Origin of the sequence: Amycolatopsis thermoflava N1165, assembly GCF_000473265.1 — a bacterium.
Classification (GTDB): Bacteria; Actinomycetota; Actinomycetes; order Mycobacteriales; family Pseudonocardiaceae; genus Amycolatopsis_E; species Amycolatopsis_E thermoflava.
The window spans coordinates 162,028-180,231 of record NZ_KI421511.1 but is presented as its reverse complement, the minus strand read 5'-3'; the positions used below and the strand labels follow the sequence as shown (position 1 = coordinate 180,231).

The following is an 18,204-nucleotide window of genomic DNA, read 5'->3' as shown; positions in this document are numbered from 1 at the left end:
CAGGCGACGGGATGACCACCCAGCTGGGTTTGGTTCAAGGCGTGGCGCTGGGCGCGCCGTTAAACGCTTTCCTCTTCCAGCATCTCCGGGGTCACTGCGCTTTCGGTGTCGGGGATGTTCAGTTCCTTCGCCCGCTTGTCGGCCATCGCGAGCAGGCGCCTGATCCGGCCGGCCACCGCGTCCTTCGTCATCGGGGGGTCGGCCAGCTGGCCCAGCTCCTCCAGCGACGCCTGCCGGTTGTCCAGCCTCAACCGTCCGGCGGCGAGGAGGTGTTCGGGTGCGCTGTCGGCCAGGATGTCGAGCGCTCGTTCCACCCTGGCGGCCGCCGCGACCGCTGCTCGTGCGCTGCGGCGGAGGTTGGCGTCGTCGAAGTTGGCCAGTCGGTTGGCCGTCGCCCGGACCTCGCGGCGCATCCGCCGCTCTTCCCACTGCAGGACGCTCGCGTGGGCGCCCAAGCGGGTCAGCAGGGCGCCGATCGCGTCGCCGTCGCGGACCACCACCCGGTCGGCTCCCCGCACCTCCCTCGACTTGGCCTGGATGCCCATCCGCCGGGCCGCCCCCACCAACGCCAGCGCCGCCTCCGGGCCGGGGCAGGTGACCTCCAACGAAGACGACCGGCCGGGCTCGGTCAGCGAACCGTGCGCCAGGAACGCGCCCCGCCACGCGGCTTCGGCGTCGGCGATCCCGCCGGACACCACCGCGGCGGGCAGGCCCCGCACCGGGCGGCCCCGCTGATCGATCAGGCCCGTCTGCCGCGCCAGGCTCTCCCCGTCCTGAACCACCCGGACGATGTACCTCGTCGTCTTCCGCAGCCCGCCCGCGGACAGCACGTGCACGTCCGAATGGTGGCCGTACAGCTCGTGGATCTCCTTGCGCAGGCGCCGCGCGACCGAACCCGTGTCGAGCTCGGCCTCCACCACCACCCGTCCCCCCACGATGTGCAAGCCCCCGGCGAAGCGCAGCATCGACGCGACTTCGGACCGGCGCGGCCCGATCTTCGTGATCTGCAGCCTGCTGAGCTCGTCCTTCACGGCGGCGGTCATCGCCATGGCCCCTCCCTACCCTTTCCGGCCCTCGGTCTCGCTGAGACCGAGAGCTTCCCGCACACAGCTCGCCAGCGCATCCGGATCGTGCACACCCTCGCGACCAGGGTCCGCCACGTCCGCCAGAAGCGCCTTGGCCCCCAGTCCCGCCGCCGCGTCCCGCAGGCGGGCCGGTGCCGGCACCGAATCCCGGTCGGCGATCACCGCGTCCACCCGCAGCCCGGGCGCGTGCTGGAAGAGTACGTCCAAGTGCCGTTCGGGTGAGAACCCCGCCGTCTCACCCGGCTGAGGGACGAGGTTCAGGACCACGATCTTCGTCGCCTCGGTGCGCAGCAGCGCGTCGTGCAGCCCGGGCACCATCAGGTGCGGGATGACGCTCGAGAACCACGACCCCGGCCCCAGGAACACCGCCTCGGCGTCCAGCACGGCCTGCACCGCCTCGTCACACGCGGCGGGCACCCCGCCGGGCCGTCGCGGCGTGCGCAGCGTGATCCGCTCCACCCGGCCCGGTGTGCTCGCCACCGCGACCTGGCCGCGGATGCGGCGCAGCGTCCCGTCGTCGTCGAGGCCGGACACCTCCGCCTCGATCTCCAGCGGCTCCGGCGACATCGGCAGCACCCGGCCGGACACCCCCAGCAACCGCCGCGCCTCGTCCAGCGCGGCCACCGGATCGCCCAGCACCTCGAACAACCCGGCCAGCACCAGGTTGCCGACCGCGTGGCCGGTGAGGGCGCCGCTGCCGCCGAACCGGTGCTGGAACACCTCCGCCCACAGCGACTCGCCCTTCTCGGCGACCGCCAGCGCGGCCAGTGCCTGCCGCAGGTCCCCCGGCGGCAACAGACCCAGCTCGCGCCGCAACCTGCCCGACGAACCACCGTCGTCGGCGACCGTGACCACCGCGGTCACGTCCGGGGTCAGCCGCCGCAACGCGGTCAGCGTCGCGTGCAGCCCGTGGCCACCACCCAGCGCGACGGCGCGCAGATTCCCGGTCACTCGCGTCCCAGGTCCCGGTGGATGACCTTCACCGCCATACCGTCCTCATTGGACAGCAGCCGAGACAGCTCCTCGGAGATGGCGACACTCCGGTGCTTCCCGCCGGTGCAGCCCACCGCCAGCGTCAGGTACCGCTTGCCCTCGCGCCGGTAGCCGGCGCCGATCAGGCGTAGCAGCTGGTGGTAGCGGTCGAGGAACTCCTCGGCGCCCTCCTGCGACAGCACGTAGTTGCGCACCTCCGCGTCCAGCCCGGTGTGGTCGCGCAGCTCCGGGATCCAGAACGGGTTCGGCAGGAACCGCACGTCCATCACCAGGTCGGCGTCCATCGGCAGGCCGTACTTGTAGCCGAAGGACAACACGGTGACCCGCGTCTGCGTCGCGGACTCGGTGCCGAACGCGTCCTCGATCTTCGCGCGCAGGTCGTGCACCGACAGCGCGGAGGTCTCCAGCACCAGGTCGGCCTCCTCGCGCAGCGGCGCGAGCATCTGCCGTTCGGCGGTGATGCCGTCGATCAGACGGCCGTCCCCCTGCAGCGGGTGGCCTCGGCGCACCTGCTCGAACCGGCGCACCAGCACCGCGTCGGTGGCCTCCAGGAACAGCACCCGCGGCTTGTAGCCGCGCGCGTCGAGGTCCTTGATGATCGAGGACAGGTCGTCGGTGAACGCGCGCGAGCGCACGTCCATCACGACGGCCACCTTCGTGATCGCGCCGCGGGCCTGCGCCCCCAGCTCGACCATGGTCGCGATCAGCTCCGGTGGCAGGTTGTCCACCACGAACCAGCCCAGATCCTCCAGGCACTTCGCGGCCGTGCTGCGGCCGGCGCCGGACAGGCCGGTCACCACCGCGACCTCCATGCCGGTGCCCCGGTCCTCGGCCATCGTCTCTCCCGTCACTGCTTCTCCGACTCCCCAAGTGAGGCCAACGCGGCGAAGATCGCCTCGGCCGTGCGCTTCCCCACGCCAGGCACCTGCGCGATCTCGTCCACCCCTGCTTCCTTCAGCCGCTTCACCGAGCCGAAGTGCTTGATCAGCGCGGCCCGCCGCGCCTGCCCCAGCCCCGGCACACCGTCCAAAGCGGACACCTGAACGCGCTTGGCGCGCTTCTGCCGGTGGTAGGCGATGGCGAACCGGTGCGCCTCGTCCCGCACCCGCTGCAACAGGTACAGGGCCTCCGAGGTGCGCGGCAGGATCACCGGATCGGGGTCGCCGGGCAGCCACACCTCCTCCAGCCGCTTCGCCAGGCCGACCACGGCGATGTCGGTGATGCCCATCTCCGCCAGCACGTCCGCCGCCGCCGTCGCCTGCGGGCCGGCGCCGTCGACCACGAGCAGGTTCGGCGGGTAGGCGAACTTGCGCGGCCGCCCGGTCTCCGGGTCGATGCCCGGCTTCTCGCCCGCCAGGCCCTCCTGGGTTTCGGTCTGGTAGCGAGCGAACCGCCGCCGCACGACCTCGGCAATGGAGGCGACATCCCCCTCGGTGGCGGCCTCCCGCAGCGCGAACCGGCGGTACTCCGACTTGCGCGCCACGCCGTCCTCGAACACCACCAGCGAGGCCACCACGTCGGTGCCCTGCGTGTGGCTGATGTCGACGCACTCGATGCGCAGCGGCGCGCTGTCCAGGCCCAGGTGTTCCTGCAGCTCGGCCAGCGCGGCCGACCGCGCGGTCAGGTCGCCCGCGCGGCGCAGCTTGTGCTGCTGGAACGCCTCCTGCGCGTTGCGCTCCACCGTCTCGGCGAGCGCGCGCTTGTCGCCGCGCTGGGGCACCCGCAGCTGCACCCGCGAGCCACGCAGCCCGGACAGCCACTCCGTCATCGCCTCGGCGTCCTCGGGCAGCTCCGGCACCAGCACCTCGCGCGGCACCGGCGTGCCCAGGTCGGTGCCCTGCTCGGCCAGCTCGACCTGCTCGCCGTAGAACTGGGTGAGGAACTGCTCGACGAGCTCCGGCACGCCCATCTCGTCGGCCTTGTCGATCACCCAGCCGCGCTGGCCACGCACCCGACCGCCACGCACGTGGAAGACCTGCACGGCGGCCTCCAGCTCGTCGTGGGCGAAGGCGACCAGGTCGGCGTCCGTGCCGTCGCCGAGCACCACGGCCTGCTTCTCCATCGCCCGCCGCAGCGCGCCGATGTCGTCACGCAGGCGGGCGGCCTTCTCGAACTCCAGGTTCTCGGCCGCCTCGGCCATGTCCCGCTCCAGCTTGCGCACCATCGCGTCGGTGCGCCCGGAGAGGAAGTCGCAGAAGTCTTCCACGATGTCCCGGTGCTCCTCGGCGGTCACGCGGCCGACACACGGGGCGGAGCACTTGTCGATGTAGCCGAGCAGGCACGGGCGGCCGATCTGACCGTGACGGCGGAACACGCCGTTGGAGCAGGTGCGCGCCGGGAACACGCGCAGCAGCAGGTCGAGCGTCTCGCGGATCGCCCACGCGTGCGCGTACGGGCCGAAGTACCGCACGCCCTTCTTGCGGGGGCCGCGGTAGACGTGCAGCCGCGGGAACTCCTCGTGCAGGGTCACCGCCAGCACCGGGTAGGACTTGTCGTCGCGGTAGCGGACGTTGAACCGCGGGTCGAACTCCTTGATCCAGTTGTACTCGAGCTGGAGGGCCTCGACCTCGGTGGAGACCACGGTCCACTCGACGCTGGCCGCGGTGGTCACCATCTGCCTGGTCCGCGGGTGCAGCCCGGACAGGTCGGCGAAGTAGGAGTTCAGCCTGCTGCGCAGGCTCTTGGCCTTGCCGACGTAGATGACCCGCTTGGTCGCGTCGCGGAACTTGTAGACGCCGGGCTCTTCCGGGATGCTCCCCGGCGAGGGACGGTAGGTGGACGGGTCAGCCACGCCCTCCAGCCTATGGCTCGGGTGTGACAGTCCGACGCACCCCTCCCGCCGCGTGCGGCGGGGCCGGGCGGGTATGCGATTCTCGGGATCATGCGCATCGCCACCTGGAACGTCAACTCCGTCACCGCGCGGCTGCCGAAGCTGCTGTCCTGGCTCGAGACCGCCCAGCCGGACGTGGTGTGCCTGCAGGAGCTGAAGTGCGCCACGGAGGCGTTCCCCGCCGAGGTGGCCGCGGCGGGCTACGAGGTCGCGGCGTACGGCACCGGCCGGTGGAACGGCGTGGCGATCCTGTCCCGAGTAGGGCTGGCGGACGTGCGGCGCGGGCTGGACGGCGAGCCGACGTTCGACGACGTCTCCGAGCCGCGCGCGATCGGCGCGACGTGCGGCGGGGTACGGGTGTGGTCGGTGTACGTGCCCAACGGGCGGGAGGTGGCGCACCCGCACTACGCGTACAAACTGCAGTGGCTTTCGGCGCTGCGTTCGACGGTCGCGGCCGAGGTCGGCGACGACCGGCCGTTCGCCGTGCTGGGCGACTTCAACATCGCGCCGACCGACGACGACGTCTGGGACATCACGCTGTTCGACGGCATGACGCACGTGACCGAGGCGGAGCGGGCGGCACTGGCGGCCCTGCGCGAGGCAGGCCTGGAGGAGGTCCTGCCGCGCGCCCTGAAGTACGACACGCCCTACACGTACTGGGACTACCGGCAACTGGCGTTCCCGAAGAACAACGGGATGCGGATCGACCTGGTCTTCGGATCGGCGAAGTTCACCGGCGCGGTGAGCGACGCGTACGTGGACCGGGAGGCACGCAAGGGCAAGGGCACCTCGGACCACGCCCCGGTGGTGGTCGACCTGACGGTCTGACCCGCCGCGCGGGGCGCACAGTCTCGGCGACGTGCGCCCTGCCGGCGGTCAGTCCTGCGCGGCCCAGGCTTCCTTGTGCAGCCGGCGCAGCGTGCGCACCGCCTCGACGGCACGGTCCCGGTCGACCGCCTGGATCGCCAGCATCGCGTAGTACTCGTCCTCCGGCAGTTCCAGCCGGGCGAACGAGGCGCCGTCGGGGAAGCTCACCGACAGCACCTCCAGCCAGCTGAACCGGCGCCCCACCAGCACGTTGCGCACCTGCACGCCCGAGGCGTCCGCCCGCACCCGGGGCGTCGCGAACAGCATCGTCGCGCCGGCGAGCAGCAGTCCGATGAACACCATGGCGATCTGGTCGGACCGCTGGAAGATCACGCCGGTGTCCGAGCCGCGCAGCAGGATCGCCACGACCACGAACACCGCGAGCAGCACGACCGCCAGCACCGCCGACATCCAGGTCGCCCGGTGCGGCCGGAACACCACGGCCTCCGACTTCTCCGCCACGGCTGCGCTCACACGAACTTCCGATCGGTCCACGGCTGCCGCAGCGACCGCAGCACGTGCGCCGCGTCCAGTGCCGCCTGCGTGGCCTCGCGGCCCTTGTCCTCCTTCGACCCGGGCAGCCCGGACCGGTCCAGCGCCTGCTGCTCGGTGTCGCAGGTCAGCACCCCGTTGCCGACGGGCGTGCCCTCGTCCAGCGCGACCCGGGTCAGGCCGGCCGTCACCGCGTCGCACACGTACTCGAAGTGCGGCGTGCCGCCGCGGATGACCACGCCCAGCGCGACGACCGCGTCGTGCGTGCGGGCCAGCGCCTGCGCCACCACCGGCAGCTCCACCGCGCCGGCGACGCGCACCACCGTCGGCTCCTCCGACAGCTTCGCCTCCCGCACAGCCTTCAGCGCGTTCTCCAGCAGGGCGTCGGTGATCTTCGCGTGCCACCGCGTGGCCACGATGCCCAGCCGCAGGTTCTCGCACTCGCTCAGGTCGAGCTCGACGTCCGGCCTGCCTTCACCACTCACTGCGAAGCACCGTTCCCGTTCCGTGCCTCCAGGTCGGCGCCGACCTGGTCGAACTCCTCCAGGTTGGACAGGTCGTGGCCCATCCGGTCCCGCTTCGTGCGCAGGTAACGCAGGTTCTCCGGGTTCGGCGAGATCGGCAGCGGCACCCGGCCGGTGACCTTCAGGCCGTAGCCCTCCAGGCCGATCCGCTTCGCCGGGTTGTTCGTCAGCAGCCGCATCGACCGCACACCCAGGTCGCACAGGATCTGCGCGCCCGTGCCGTAGTCGCGGGCGTCCGCGGGCACCCCGAGCGCCAGGTTCGCGTCCACCGTGTCCGCGCCGAGGTCCTGCAGCTGGTAGGCCTGCAGCTTGTGCAGCAGCCCGATGCCACGGCCCTCGTGGCCGCGGATGTAGAGCACGACACCCCGGCCCTCGTCGGCGACGATCCGCAGCGCCGCGTCCAGCTGCGGGCCGCAGTCGCAGCGCAGCGACCCGAACACGTCGCCGGTGAGGCACTCCGAGTGCACCCGCACCAGGATGTCCTCGCCGTCGCCGATCTCGCCGTACACGAACGCGACGTGCTCAATGCCGTCCAGCAGGCTGTCGTAGCCGACCGCGCGGAACACGCCGGCCTCGAGCGGGATGCGCGCCTCGGCGACCCGCTCGACCTGCTTCTCGTGGCGGCGCCGGTAGGCGATCAGGTCGGCGATCGTGATGATCTGCAGGTCGTGGTCGGAGGCGAACACCTCCAGCTCGTCCCGGCGCGCCATGTCCCCCTCGTCCTTCTGGGAGACGATCTCGCACAGCACGCCCGACGGGTGCAGCCCGGCCATGCGGGCCAGGTCGACCGAGGCCTCGGTGTGCCCTGGCCGGCGCAGCACGCCGCCCTCCTTGGCGCGCAGCGGGACCACGTGCCCCGGCCGCCGGAAGTCGCCGGCCTGCGACTTCGGGTCGGCCAGCAGCCGGATCGTGTGCGCCCGGTCGGAGGCGGAGATGCCGGTGGTGATGCCCTCGGCCGCGTCCACCGTGACCGTGTACGCGGTGCCGCGCTGGTCCTGGTTCGTGTGGTACATCGGCGGGAGGTCCAGCCGGTTGCAGTCCTCCTCGGTGAGCGCCACGCAGACGTACCCCGAGGTGTAGCGCACCATGAAGGCGAGCAGCTCCGGCGTCGCCTTCTCGGCGGCGAAGATCAGGTCGCCCTCGTTCTCGCGGTCCTCGTCGTCGACGACGACCACCGGCCGCCCGGCGGCGATGTCCGCGATCGCCTTCTCGATGCCGGCGACGTCGACCGGCACCCCCGCCCCGCACGGTGTCCCTGCGCTGCTCACGCGTCCTCCTTCGAGCCTGCCCCGGCTCCAGTGTGCTCCGTGCGGCCGGGCAGATGGGGCGTCGCGAGCTTCTCCACGTACTTGGCGAGCACGTCGACCTCGAGGTTCACCAGATCACCCGGCTCGGCACGGCCGAGGGTGGTCAGTTCCAGTGTCGTCGGAATCAGCGCCACGGAGAACTCGTCGTTCGTCACACTCGTCACGGTCAGCGAGATGCCGTCGACCGCGATCGAGCCCTTCTCCACGATGTAGCGGGACAGCCCCTCCGGCAGCGCGAACCGGGTGAGCCCGGCCGCGTCGCGGGACAGGAACACCCCGGTGCCGTCGACGTGGCCCTGCATGATGTGCCCGCCGAGCCGGTCCCCCACCGCGGTCGCCCGCTCCAGGTTCACCCGGTCCCCCACGGCGATCTTGGCCAGCCGGGAGCGCTGCAGCGTCTCGTGCACCACGTCCACGGTGAACTCGGAGCCGAACACGTCGACGACGGTCAGGCACACCCCGCTGACGGCGATCGAGTCGCCGTGTTTGGCGTCGGAGGTCACCACGGGCCCGCGTACGGTGAGCCGCGCGGCGTTGGGAACCTGCTCGACGGCCGTGATCTCGCCGAGCTCCTCCACGATGCCGGTGAACACTGGCGGCCTCCTTGTCGGTGTCAGTGTGCCGCGCCGGCGCGGGCGGCACGTTCGCGCAGGGCCGCGACGGCCTTGCCGGGGTCTTCCGCGCCGTAGACGGCGGAGCCGGCGACGAAGCAGTCCACGCCTGCCTCGGCGGCCTGCTCGATCGTGTCGGCGTTGATGCCGCCGTCGATCTCCACGACCAGCTTGAGGTGGCCGGTGTCGACGAGGCGGCGCGCGGTGCGGACCTTCTCCAGCACGTCCGGGATGAACGACTGGCCGCCGAAGCCCGGCTCGACCGACATCACCAGCAGGGTGTCGTAGTGCTTGAGCGTCTCGACATGGTCCTCGAGCGGGGTGCCCGGCTTGATGGACAGCCCGGCCTTGGCGCCCGCGGCGCGCAGGTTCTTCGCCAGCATCACCGGATCGGCGGCGGCCTCGACGTGCACGGTGACGTTGTAGGCGCCGGCCTCGGCGTAGCCGATGGCCCAGCGGTCCGGGTCCTCGATCATCAGGTGGCAGTCCAGCGGGATGTCCGTGGACTTCAGCAGCGACTGCACGACCGGCAGGCCCAGCGTCAGGTTGGGCACGAAGTGGTTGTCCATGACGTCCACGTGGACCCAGTCGGCCCTGGTGTCGCCGGCACCGGCGACGGCGTGGATCTCCTCGCCCAGACGGGCGAAGTCGGCGGACAGGATGCTGGGCGCGATGAGAGGTCGGTGGGCCACGGTTACGGAGTGTAGATCGTGCGTCCGCGCGCCCGTGGCCCCACTCATCCTGTGGACGCCGGCAGCAGGTCCAGGATCTCCGACCAGGGCTTGCCGTACTCCAGCCGCCGCACCCGCACGCCCGCCTCGGCGAGGGTGTCCAGGTGCCGCCGCCAGGCCGGGTGCCGGAACCGGGCGTCCTGGACCTGGTAGCCGACGATGATCGTGACGGCCGGGTCGCCGAGCACGTCACCCAGGACGGTGAGGGCCTGGTTGTCGGCGATGCCCAGCGCGAGCTTGGCGACCGAGTTGGCCGACGCCGGCGCGAACAGGAACACCGGCGGGTCGGGGTGCGGGCGCGGCTCGCCGGGCAGCCGCGAGTTGGCGCGGACCGGCAGGTCGGTCAGCGCGGCCAGCGGGTCGAGCTCCCCGGCCGCGTCCAGCCAGCGGTGCGCGGTCGGCGTGAGCGTGATCGCGAGCCGGTGGCCGCGGGCGGCGGCAGGCGCGGCCAGCTCGGCGCGGAACCGGGTGTCCAGTCCCCCGCACGAGCTGCCGATCAGGCCGAGGACGGTCACGGCTTGCGCAGCACGGCGCAGAACATCGCGTCCGTGCCGTGCCGGTGCGGCCACAGCTGCACGTACGGCCCGTCGCCGAGCTGGGGCACGCCGGGGAAGAACTCCCGCGCGTCCAGCACCTCGGCCTTGCTGCGGCGGGTGATCTCGCCGACGACGCCCTCGGTCTCGGCCAGGTGCGGCGAGCAGACGACATAGGCCACCACACCGCCGGAACGGGTGAGGTCCAGCGCCGAGGTGAGCAGCTCGCCCTGCAGCCTGGTCAGGTCCGGCACGTCGGAGGGCTTGCGCCGCCAGCGCGCCTCTGGGCGGCGGCGCAGGGCGCCCAGGCCGCTGCACGGCGCGTCGACCAGGACGCGGTCGAAGCCGGGTTCGAGGCCGGGGTCGCGGCCGTCGGCGACGTGCACGGTGACCGGCAGGCCCTCGGTCGCCTGCTCGACGAGCTTCGCGCGGTGCGGGGCCTGCTCGACGGCGTCCACGTGCGCGCCCTGGGTCGCGGCGAGCGCGCCGAGCATCCCGGCCTTGCCGCCGGGACCCGCGCACAGGTCGAGCCAGCGCTCGTCGGCGCCGTCCAGCGGCACCCGGGTCAGCGCGACCGCGCACAGCTGGCTGCCCTCGTCCTGGACCACGGCCAGGCGCTCGCGGACCGGCTCCGAGTCGCCGGGGTCGCCCGCGCCGGCGGGCAGGTGCACGCCGTAGGGCGAGTACGGGGCGACGTCGCCGCCGGTGATGGCGGCCAGCTCGTCGGCGCTGATCTCACCGGGCCGGGCGGCCAGGTGCACGGCGGGACGGGCGTCGTCGGCCTCCAGCGCCGCCTGCAGGTCGTCGCCCTTGTCGCCGAGCGCCTCGGCGAACGCGCGCGCCACCCACCGCGGGTGGGCGGTGCGCATCGCGAGGTGCCCGATCGGGTCCTTGTCGCGGTCCGGGGTCAGCTCCGCCATCCACGTGTCCTCGTCCTTCTCCGAGACGCTGCGCAGGACGGCGTTGACGAACCCGGCGACGTGCGAGCCGGCGTCGGCGCGGGCCAGGTCGACGGTCGAGGTGACCGCGGCGTGCTCCGGGATGCGGGTGCGCAGCAGCTGGTAGGCGCCGAGGCGGAGGCAGTCCAGGACCGGGCCGTCGACCTTGTCCAGCGGGCGGTCCAGGCACGCGGCGAGGATCGCGTCGAGCATGCCCTGGGCGCGGGAGGCGCCGTACGCGAGTTCGGTGGCCAGCGCGGCGTCCCGGCCGGACAGGCGGTTGCGGCGCAGCATGTCGGGCAGCACGAGGTTGGCGTACGCGTCGCGCTGGCGGACGGCGCGCAGCACCTCCAGCGCGACGCGGCGCGCCGGGTCCTCGGCAGGCGGGCGGCGGGGGCCCTGTTTGCGGGGCGCCGGTCGGCCGCGCTGGGGCCGGGCTGGCCTGCGCTCGTTCATGACAGCCGTTCTCCTTGCTCGATGCGGGTGCCGCGGGCCCAGTCGGTGGCCGCCATGCGTTTCTTGCCCTGCGCCTGGACCTCGCCCAGCCGCACCGGTTTCGTCGCCGTGCCCGCCAGGACGCGCTTGCGCTCGACGCGCAGCTCGCCCGGCGCCAGCGGGGGCTCGTCGACGATCGTCACCGGGCCGAGCTTGACGCGTTCGCCGCGGAACTCGGTCCACGCGCCCGGATCCGGGGTGACCGAGCGGATGTGGCGGTCGACGGCGGCGGCCGGGTCGGTGAACGTGACGCGCGCGTCCTCGACGGTGACCTTCGGGGCGTAGGTGACGCCGTCGGCGGGCTGGGGCACCGCCTGGACCTCGCCGTCCTCGATGCCGTCCAATGTGGACGCCAGGAGGCGGGCGCCGGAGACCGCGAGGCGGTCCAGGAGCGCGCCCGCGGTGTCGTCGCCGGCGATCTTCTCGGTGACCACGCCGAAGACCGGGCCCGCGTCGAGTTCCTTGACGATGCGGAAGGTGGACGCGCCGGTGATCTCGTCGCCGGCGCGGATGGCGGCCTGCACCGGCGCCGCGCCACGCCACGCGGGCAGCAGCGAGAAGTGCAGGTTGATCCAGCCGTGCCGCGGGATGTCCAGTGCGCGCTGCGGCAGGAGCGCCCCGTAGGCGACGACGGGGCAGGCGTCGGGGGCGAGTTCGGTGAGCCGCTGCAGGAAGTCCGGGTCGCCCGCCTTGGGCGGGGTGAGGACCTCGATGCCGTGTTCGTCGGCGAGGGCGCCGACGGGTGAGCGCAGCAGCTTGCGGCCCCGGCCGGCGGGCGCGTCGGGCCGCGTGACGACGGCGACGACCTCGTGCCGCGGCGAGTCGAGGAGCGCGCGCAGCGACGGCACGGCGGGTTCGGGGGTACCGGCGAAGACGAGGCGCATCAACGCACCTCGGCGACGGGTGTGGAGTGGGTGGGCATCGGAGCCAGTCTAGTGACCGGCCCCGGCGCCCCGCCCGGCCGGACCAGGGCGCCCGGCCGGGCGGGGCGCCCTGGTTCAGGGCGCGGGGTGCCCAAGTTGCGCCGGTGCAACCGCTGCGCCGCGCAGAGCACCGCCCGCACCAGTGCGGCGGGGGCCGCTTCAGGGCACCCGGCACATCACCCGCACCGGCGCAGCCACAGGCCGGTTCAAGGCACCGGGTGGACCACCTGCGCCGCTCCCCCGCCGCGGCGCACCGGCTCGGCCGCGGCCAGCCACCGGCCGTCCGGGAGGCGCTCCACGCCGGTCGCGGCGCCGATCTCGGCCGGGGTCGACGAGAAGAGCTGGCCCCGCGACCGCAGGTCGGACGCCTCCGGCAGCGCGAGGAACGCCGGTTCGACCTGGGCGGGCCCGGAGTTGCGCTGCGAGGCCCGCGGCGCGGCGATCGCCTCCTCCAGCGTCAGCCCGCGGTCCAGCCGGCCGAGCAGCACCTGCAGCACCGTCGTGATGATCGAGGCGCCACCGGGCGAACCGGTGGCGAGCAGCGGCTTGCCGTGCTCCAGGATGATCGTCGGCGCCATCGAGGACCGCGGGCGCTTGCCGGGGCCGGGCAGGTTCGGGTCGGGCACGCCCGGCGTCACCGGGGTGAACGAGAAGTCGGTCAGCTCGTTGTTGAGCAGGAAACCGCGGCCGGGCACCACGATCCCGCTGCCGCCCTCCTGCTCGATCGTCAGCGTGTAGGCGACCACGTTGCCCCACCGGTCCGCGACGGTCAGGTGCGTGGTGTTCTCACCCTCGTACGGGGTCGGCGCCGCGGTCCCGGCGGCACACGGCTGCGGGTGGCGCGGGTCGCCTGCGGCGACGGTGCCCACCGCCGCGCGGGACGGGTCGATCAGGCACGCCCGGCTGTCCGCGAACCGCTGGCTGAGCAGCTCCCGCGCGGGCACGTCCACGAACGCCGGGTCGCCGATCCACCGGTTGCGGTCGGCGAACGCGAGGCGGCTCGCCTCCAGGAAGTGGTGCAGGTAGTCGGCCTCGCCGAACCGGGCGACGTCGAAGTTCTCCAGGATGTTGAGCGCCTCGCCCACGGTCAGCCCGCCGGAGGACGGCGCGGGCATGCCGTAGACGTCGAGGCCGCGGTAGCGCGTGCGGGTGGGTTCGCGCTCGACCGTGCGGTACGCGGCGATGTCGTCGGTCGTCAGCTTGCCCGGCCGGACGTTGAGCCCGGCGGCCGGATCGACCGGCGGCTGCTGCACGGTCGCGGCGATCTCCTCGGCGATCGGGCCGCGGTAGAGCGTGCGCACGCCTTCGCGGGCCAGCGTTTCGTAGGTGGCGGCCAGGTCCGGGTTGGTGAACGTGGTGCCGACGGCGGGCGGCGCCCCGCCGGGCAGGTACAGCTCGCGGGTGCTCGGGAACGCCGAGAAGCGCTGCGCGTTGTTGGCGATCTGCGTGTGGAAGGTCTGGTCCACGGTGAAGCCGTCGCGGGCCAGGCGGGCGGCCGGGCGCAGCACCTGGTTCAGCGACCGGGTGCCCCACTTGCGCAGCGCGTCCTGCCACGTGGCCGGCGTGCCCGGCACTCCGACGGACAGACCGCTGGTGACGGCCTCGGCGAACGGGATCGGCTGCCCGTTCTCGACGAAGAGGTTCTCGTCGGCGGAGGCGGGCGCGGTCTCCCGGCCGTCGAGGGTGTGCACCTGCCGGGTGCGGGCGTCGTAGTAGACGAAGAACCCGCCGCCGCCGATGCCGGCTGAGAACGGGTCGGTGACGCCGAGGGCCGCGGCGGTGGCGACGGCCGCGTCCACCGCGTTGCCGCCCTCGGCCAGCACCCGGGTGCCGATCGCGGTGGCGTCGGCGTCGATGCTGGCGACGGCGCCGCCGAACCCGGTGGCGACCGGCTGTTTCGGTGGAGCCTCTTCGGCGTACGCGACGCCGGGGGCGAGCAGGACCGCACTGACGAGAACCGCGAAAGCACGCAGAGTCCGCATTTCCCGCAGTCTGCCCGGTTCCGCGCCCACGCTCAACCGGGGCGGGGCAGGATGATCATCATGACCAGGATCAGCGCCGGCGAAGCGATCGGCTCCCTCATCGCGATCGTGTTCGGCCTCGTGTTCGTGCTCGTCAACAGCGGCGGGCTCGCCGCGCCGTGGCCGCTGGTGCTCCGGATCGCCGCCGCGGTGGTGGCGGTGGCGCTGTTCGTGGTGCTGGCGCGGCGCGGGAAGCCGGCGGGCGGCGCGGGCACGGCGTTCTTCGACCGGCGCCGGTTCCAGCTGATCGTCGCGGCCGAGGTGGTGGCGCTGTTCGCCGGGTTGTTCGTGATCAACGGCGTGCTCGGGCACGGCGAAGTGGGTGTCGCGTGGATCGCCGTGGTGGTCGGGGTGCACTTCGTCGCGATGGGGCGGGCGTTCCGGCTCGCCCGGTTCGTGACGCTGGGCGTGGCCATGACCGCGCTCGGGGTGGCCGGGTTCGTGCTCGCCGCCGTGGGCGCGAGCTCGGCGGTGATCGGGCTGGTGTCGGGTGTGCTGTCCGGCTTCGCGTTGTTCGCCGCGGCCGGTCACGCGCTCGCCCCTAGATGAGGGCCAGCGGGTCCAGCTGGATCCGCACCGCCGCGGTTTCCTTGCGGGCGGCGCGCGCCGCCTGCGCCGCGGCCAGGCAGGACGCCAGCGCCCGCCCGTCCCCGCGGGGCACGCGGATCAGCGCCCGCTCCCGCTCGGAGCGGCCCTCCTCGTCCGGCTCGGTCAGTGGCACCGGCCCCAGGACCTCCGCGGACGGCGGCAGTTCGGTCTCCGCCAGCAGCGCGGCCACCGCCTCCGGCGTGCCCTCCACGCTCGCCATCCGCACCGCGGGCGGGAAGCCCAGTTCGCGCCGCTCGGCCAGTTCCCGCTCGGCGTGCCAGGCCGGGTCCCAGCGGACCAGTGCCTGCACCGGCGCGAGCGGGGCCTCCGCGCCGACGACGACCCGGCCGCCCGCCGACGACGGCCGCACCAGCGCCGCCGCCGCCATCCACCGCCGCAGCGTCTCCTCCGCCGCCCGCAGGTCCTGCCGCCCCAGCAGCGCCCAGCCGTCCAGCAGCAGCGCCGCGCCGTAGCCGCCCTCGGCCACCGGCTCGGCCCCGGGCGTGGACACCACCAGCGCCGGCCGCCCGGGCACGGACGCCAGCACCTCCCGCGCGCCCGACGTGCGCACCGGCACGCCCGGGAATGCCCGGCCCAGCTCCTCGGCGGTCCGCTTCGCGCCGACCACGACCGCCCGCAGCCGCGCCGAACCGCAGGCCGGGCACCGGAAGTGCGCCTCGGGCGTGCCGCACCACCGGCAGCTCGGCGGGTGCGCCACGTCGGCCCCCGCCCCGCCCGGCAACCCGAGCGGGCCGGCGCAGCGACGGCAGTGCGCGGGCGTCCGGCATTGCCCGCACGCCAGCGCGGGCACGTACCCGCGCCGGGGCACCTGCACCAGCACGGGCGCGCCGGCCGACAACGACTGCCGCGCGGCCTCGAACGCCACCGAGGGCAGCCGGGCCACCCGCGCCGCCTCGTCGCGCGCCACGTCGAAGTCCTCGCCGACCGGAGTCACGCGCGGCGCCGCTTTCCGCAGCTCGTCCCGGGATCCGACGATCGGGTGCGCCCACCGCGTCTCGACCAGCAGCTGAGCTTCCGCGGTGCGGGCGAACCCACCCGCGACGAACGACGCGCCCTGTGCGTGCGCCCGCAACGCCAGCACGTCTCGCACCTGCGGATACGGCATGTGCGGGTCGACGTGCAGGTCGTCGCCGTCGTCCCACACCACGAACAGCCCCGGGTCGGCGACCGGCGCGAACATCGCCGCGCGCGTGCCGACCACGATCGGCACCGACCCGCGCGACACCGCGAGCCACCGCCGGTACCGCTCGGCCGGCCCGGTGTCCGCCGACAACGCGACCACGGCGTCTTCACCGGCGACCCGAACGCACGCGTCGTGCACACGCGTCAGGTCGCGGTGGTCCGGCACGACGAGCAGCGCGCCGCGCCCGCTCGCAGCGGCGAGGGCCGCGAGTTCGGCCAGCCGCGCGGGCCAATCCTCCCCCGGCAGCGCCTGCCACACGGCATGCGCCTGCCGGGCGGCCCGCAGCGCCTCGGTGAACGACCCGCCGAACTGGTACCGCTGCCACGCCTGCGCCGAGGGCGCCTCGGTCACCTCGGCGCGCTCGCGGGCGGGTTCGGACTCGGCCTTGGCGTGGCGGGGCGGGATGGCCAGCCGGAGCACGTCCATGAGCGTGCCGCCGTAGTGATCGGCGACGCGGCGGGCCAGCCCGTAGAGGGTGGGCGAAAGCACCGGCTCGGGCGAGGTGACCCGCTCCAGGAACGCCAGCCGCCCCTTGTGCTCGGTGGTGGACGCGCGCTCGACGAGGAACCCGTCGACCAGCTGCCCGGCGAAGCGCACCCGCACGCGGCAGCCGGGCACCGCGTCGGCGTCGAGCTTGTCCGGCACCTGGTAGTCGAAGGTGCGGTCCAGGTGCGCGAGCGGCACGTCGACCACGATGCGCGCGACGGGATCCTTCTCCGCCGGCTTCTGCTGCCCCTTCCGGGACGGGGGCCGCTTCGCCGCCGCGCGCTTGGGCGCGGCGGCGGGGAGGTCCCAGAGCGCGTCGGAAGAGGTCACGCTTGTTCTCTACCAGACACGCCCAGGAGCTCAGGCCCCGGCGAGGGAGCGGAGCGCTTCGGCGCGGTCGGTGTTCTCCCAGGGCAGCTTGACGTCGGTGCGGCCGAAGTGGCCGTACGCGGCGGTGGCGGCGTAGATGGGGTGCAGCAGGTCCAGGTCGCGGATGATCGCGGCCGGGCGCAGGTCGAACACCTCGGTGATCGCGGCCTGGATCTTGGCCGGGTCGACCGTCTCGGTGCCGAAGGTCTCCACGAACAGGCCGACCGGCGAGGCCTTGCCGATCGCGTAGGCGACCTGCACCTCGACCCGCCCGGCGAGACCGGCGGACACGACGTTCTTGGCGACCCAGCGCATCGCGTAGGCCGCGGAGCGGTCCACCTTCGACGGGTCCTTGCCGGAGAACGCGCCGCCACCGTGGCGGGCCATGCCGCCGTAGGTGTCGACGATGATCTTGCGCCCGGTCAGCCCGGCGTCGCCCATCGGGCCGCCGATGACGAACCGGCCGGTCGGGTTGACCAGCAGCTTCACGTCGCTGTGGTCGAGGTCGATCTCGCTCAGCTCGGGCATCACGACCTGCTCGCGCACGTCGACGCCGAGCATGGTGTCCAGGTCGATCCCGTCGGCGTGCTGGGTGGACACGACAACGGTGTCCAGCCGCACCGGCTGGTCGCCCGCGTACTCGATGGTGACCTGGGTCTTGCCGTCCGGGCGCAGGTAGGGCAGCACGCCGTCCTTGCGCACCCGGGCCAGGCGGCGGGACAGCCGGTGGGCCAGCGCGATGGGCAGCGGCATCAGCTCGGGCGTGTCGGAGCACGCGTAGCCGAACATCAGGCCCTGGTCGCCCGCGCCCTGCCGGTCGATCTCGTCGATGGCGTTCTCGACGCGCGACTCGTAGGCGGTGTCCACGCCCTGCGCGATGTCCGGGGACTGCGCGCCGATGGCCACGTTCACGCCGCAGGAGTTGCCGTCGAAGCCCTTGGCCGAGGAGTCGTAGCCGATGTCGAGGATGCGCTCGCGCACGATCGTCGGGATGTCGGCGTAGGCCTCGGTGGTCACCTCGCCCGCGACGTGCACCTGGCCGGTGGTGATCAGCGTCTCGACGGCGACGCGGGAGCGCGGGTCCTTGGCCAGGAGGGCGTCCAGGATCGAGTCGCTGATGGCGTCACAGATCTTGTCCGGGTGCCCCTCGGTCACCGACTCCGAAGTGAACAACCTGCGGTTAGACGCGGTCACCACGCTCACATCC

The 18,204-nt window shown here is 73.4% G+C and carries 17 protein-coding genes; 2 read left to right on the top strand and 15 right to left on the bottom strand.

The features are described from left to right. Positions 1–59 precede the first annotated feature (59 nt). The 4 genes from whiA to uvrC are packed head-to-tail and all read right to left on the bottom strand — an operon-like array spanning position 60 to position 4,869. Positions 60–1,049, bottom strand: coding sequence for a DNA-binding protein WhiA (gene whiA / locus AMYTH_RS0100940; RefSeq protein ID WP_017983051.1), 990 nt, complete (start codon positions 1,047–1,049; stop codon positions 60–62). A gap of 9 nt (positions 1,050–1,058) precedes the next feature. After that, positions 1,059–2,024 carry a gluconeogenesis factor YvcK family protein gene (locus AMYTH_RS0100935; protein ID WP_027928715.1) on the bottom strand — a complete coding sequence of 322 codons (966 nt, stop codon included), beginning with the start codon at positions 2,022–2,024 and terminating at the stop codon, positions 1,059–1,061. Positions 2,025–2,032: 8 nt separating this feature from the next. Then, on the bottom strand, positions 2,033–2,890 hold the full coding sequence (gene rapZ, locus AMYTH_RS0100930) for an RNase adapter RapZ (protein WP_051079538.1): 858 nt from the start codon (positions 2,888–2,890) through the stop codon (positions 2,033–2,035). A gap of 35 nt (positions 2,891–2,925) precedes the next feature. Beyond that, positions 2,926–4,869 (bottom strand): excinuclease ABC subunit UvrC, encoded by a 1,944-nt coding sequence (gene uvrC / locus AMYTH_RS0100925; protein WP_027928714.1) that lies wholly within the window; start codon positions 4,867–4,869, stop codon positions 2,926–2,928. A gap of 90 nt (positions 4,870–4,959) precedes the next feature. Between uvrC and AMYTH_RS0100920 the strand changes: the two genes are divergently transcribed. Then, the gene (locus AMYTH_RS0100920) at positions 4,960–5,736 is read left to right on the top strand and encodes an exodeoxyribonuclease III (protein ID WP_027928713.1); all 777 of its coding nucleotides are present in this window, start codon (positions 4,960–4,962) and stop codon (positions 5,734–5,736) included. Between the two features lie 48 nt (positions 5,737–5,784). Here AMYTH_RS0100920 and AMYTH_RS0100915 read toward each other — a convergent pair whose 3' ends face one another. From AMYTH_RS0100915 to ggt, 9 genes are all read right to left on the bottom strand, one after another. Beyond that, entirely contained in the window at positions 5,785–6,249 is a 465-nt protein-coding gene (locus tag AMYTH_RS0100915; RefSeq protein WP_027928712.1) for a PH domain-containing protein, read from the bottom strand. Continuing rightward, positions 6,246–6,752 (bottom strand): 6,7-dimethyl-8-ribityllumazine synthase, encoded by a 507-nt coding sequence (gene ribH, locus AMYTH_RS0100910; protein WP_020422338.1) that lies wholly within the window; start codon positions 6,750–6,752, stop codon positions 6,246–6,248. Before ribH ends, AMYTH_RS0100915 begins: the two co-directional genes overlap by 4 nt. Beyond that, a complete protein-coding gene (locus AMYTH_RS0100905) occupies positions 6,749–8,026 on the bottom strand; it encodes a bifunctional 3,4-dihydroxy-2-butanone-4-phosphate synthase/GTP cyclohydrolase II (RefSeq protein ID WP_027928711.1) in 1,278 nt (425 codons plus the stop codon). The genes ribH and AMYTH_RS0100905 overlap by 4 nt, the downstream gene beginning before the upstream one ends. Before the next feature lie 29 nt (positions 8,027–8,055). Continuing rightward, positions 8,056–8,691 carry a riboflavin synthase gene (locus AMYTH_RS0100900; protein ID WP_027928710.1) on the bottom strand — a complete coding sequence of 212 codons (636 nt, stop codon included), beginning with the start codon at positions 8,689–8,691 and terminating at the stop codon, positions 8,056–8,058. A 20-nt stretch (positions 8,692–8,711) separates the two neighbouring features. Next, a complete protein-coding gene (gene rpe, locus AMYTH_RS0100895; protein WP_017983060.1) occupies positions 8,712–9,401 on the bottom strand; it encodes a ribulose-phosphate 3-epimerase in 690 nt (229 codons plus the stop codon). A 44-nt stretch (positions 9,402–9,445) separates the two neighbouring features. Further along, positions 9,446–9,955, bottom strand: coding sequence for a flavoprotein (locus AMYTH_RS0100890; protein WP_027928709.1), 510 nt, complete (start codon positions 9,953–9,955; stop codon positions 9,446–9,448). Beyond that, positions 9,952–11,367: an RsmB/NOP family class I SAM-dependent RNA methyltransferase gene (locus tag AMYTH_RS0100885; RefSeq protein WP_027928708.1), complete on the bottom strand. Its 1,416-nt coding sequence runs from the start codon at positions 11,365–11,367 to the stop codon at positions 9,952–9,954. The genes AMYTH_RS0100890 and AMYTH_RS0100885 overlap by 4 nt, the downstream gene beginning before the upstream one ends. Continuing rightward, the gene (gene fmt, locus AMYTH_RS0100880) at positions 11,364–12,290 is read right to left on the bottom strand and encodes a methionyl-tRNA formyltransferase (RefSeq protein ID WP_027928707.1); all 927 of its coding nucleotides are present in this window, start codon (positions 12,288–12,290) and stop codon (positions 11,364–11,366) included. The genes AMYTH_RS0100885 and fmt overlap by 4 nt, the downstream gene beginning before the upstream one ends. Before the next feature lie 245 nt (positions 12,291–12,535). Further along, positions 12,536–14,311 carry a gamma-glutamyltransferase gene (gene ggt, locus AMYTH_RS0100875; RefSeq protein WP_027928706.1) on the bottom strand — a complete coding sequence of 592 codons (1,776 nt, stop codon included), beginning with the start codon at positions 14,309–14,311 and terminating at the stop codon, positions 12,536–12,538. Between the two features lie 60 nt (positions 14,312–14,371). Here ggt and AMYTH_RS0100870 point away from each other — a divergent pair, with 60 nt between their 5' ends. Continuing rightward, entirely contained in the window at positions 14,372–14,899 is a 528-nt protein-coding gene (locus tag AMYTH_RS0100870; RefSeq protein WP_228684515.1) for a hypothetical protein, read from the top strand. On the opposite strand, the gene AMYTH_RS0100865 is transcribed toward AMYTH_RS0100870, so the two are convergent. After that, a complete protein-coding gene (locus tag AMYTH_RS0100865; RefSeq protein WP_027928704.1) occupies positions 14,892–16,958 on the bottom strand; it encodes a primosomal protein N' in 2,067 nt (688 codons plus the stop codon). The two genes, AMYTH_RS0100870 and AMYTH_RS0100865, sit on opposite strands and share 8 nt — an antisense overlap. Before the next feature lie 30 nt (positions 16,959–16,988). Beyond that, complete coding sequence (gene metK / locus AMYTH_RS0100860) at positions 16,989–18,191, bottom strand: methionine adenosyltransferase (RefSeq protein WP_027928703.1); 1,203 nt, start codon at positions 18,189–18,191, stop codon at positions 16,989–16,991. Between the last annotated feature and the right edge of the window lie 13 nt (positions 18,192–18,204).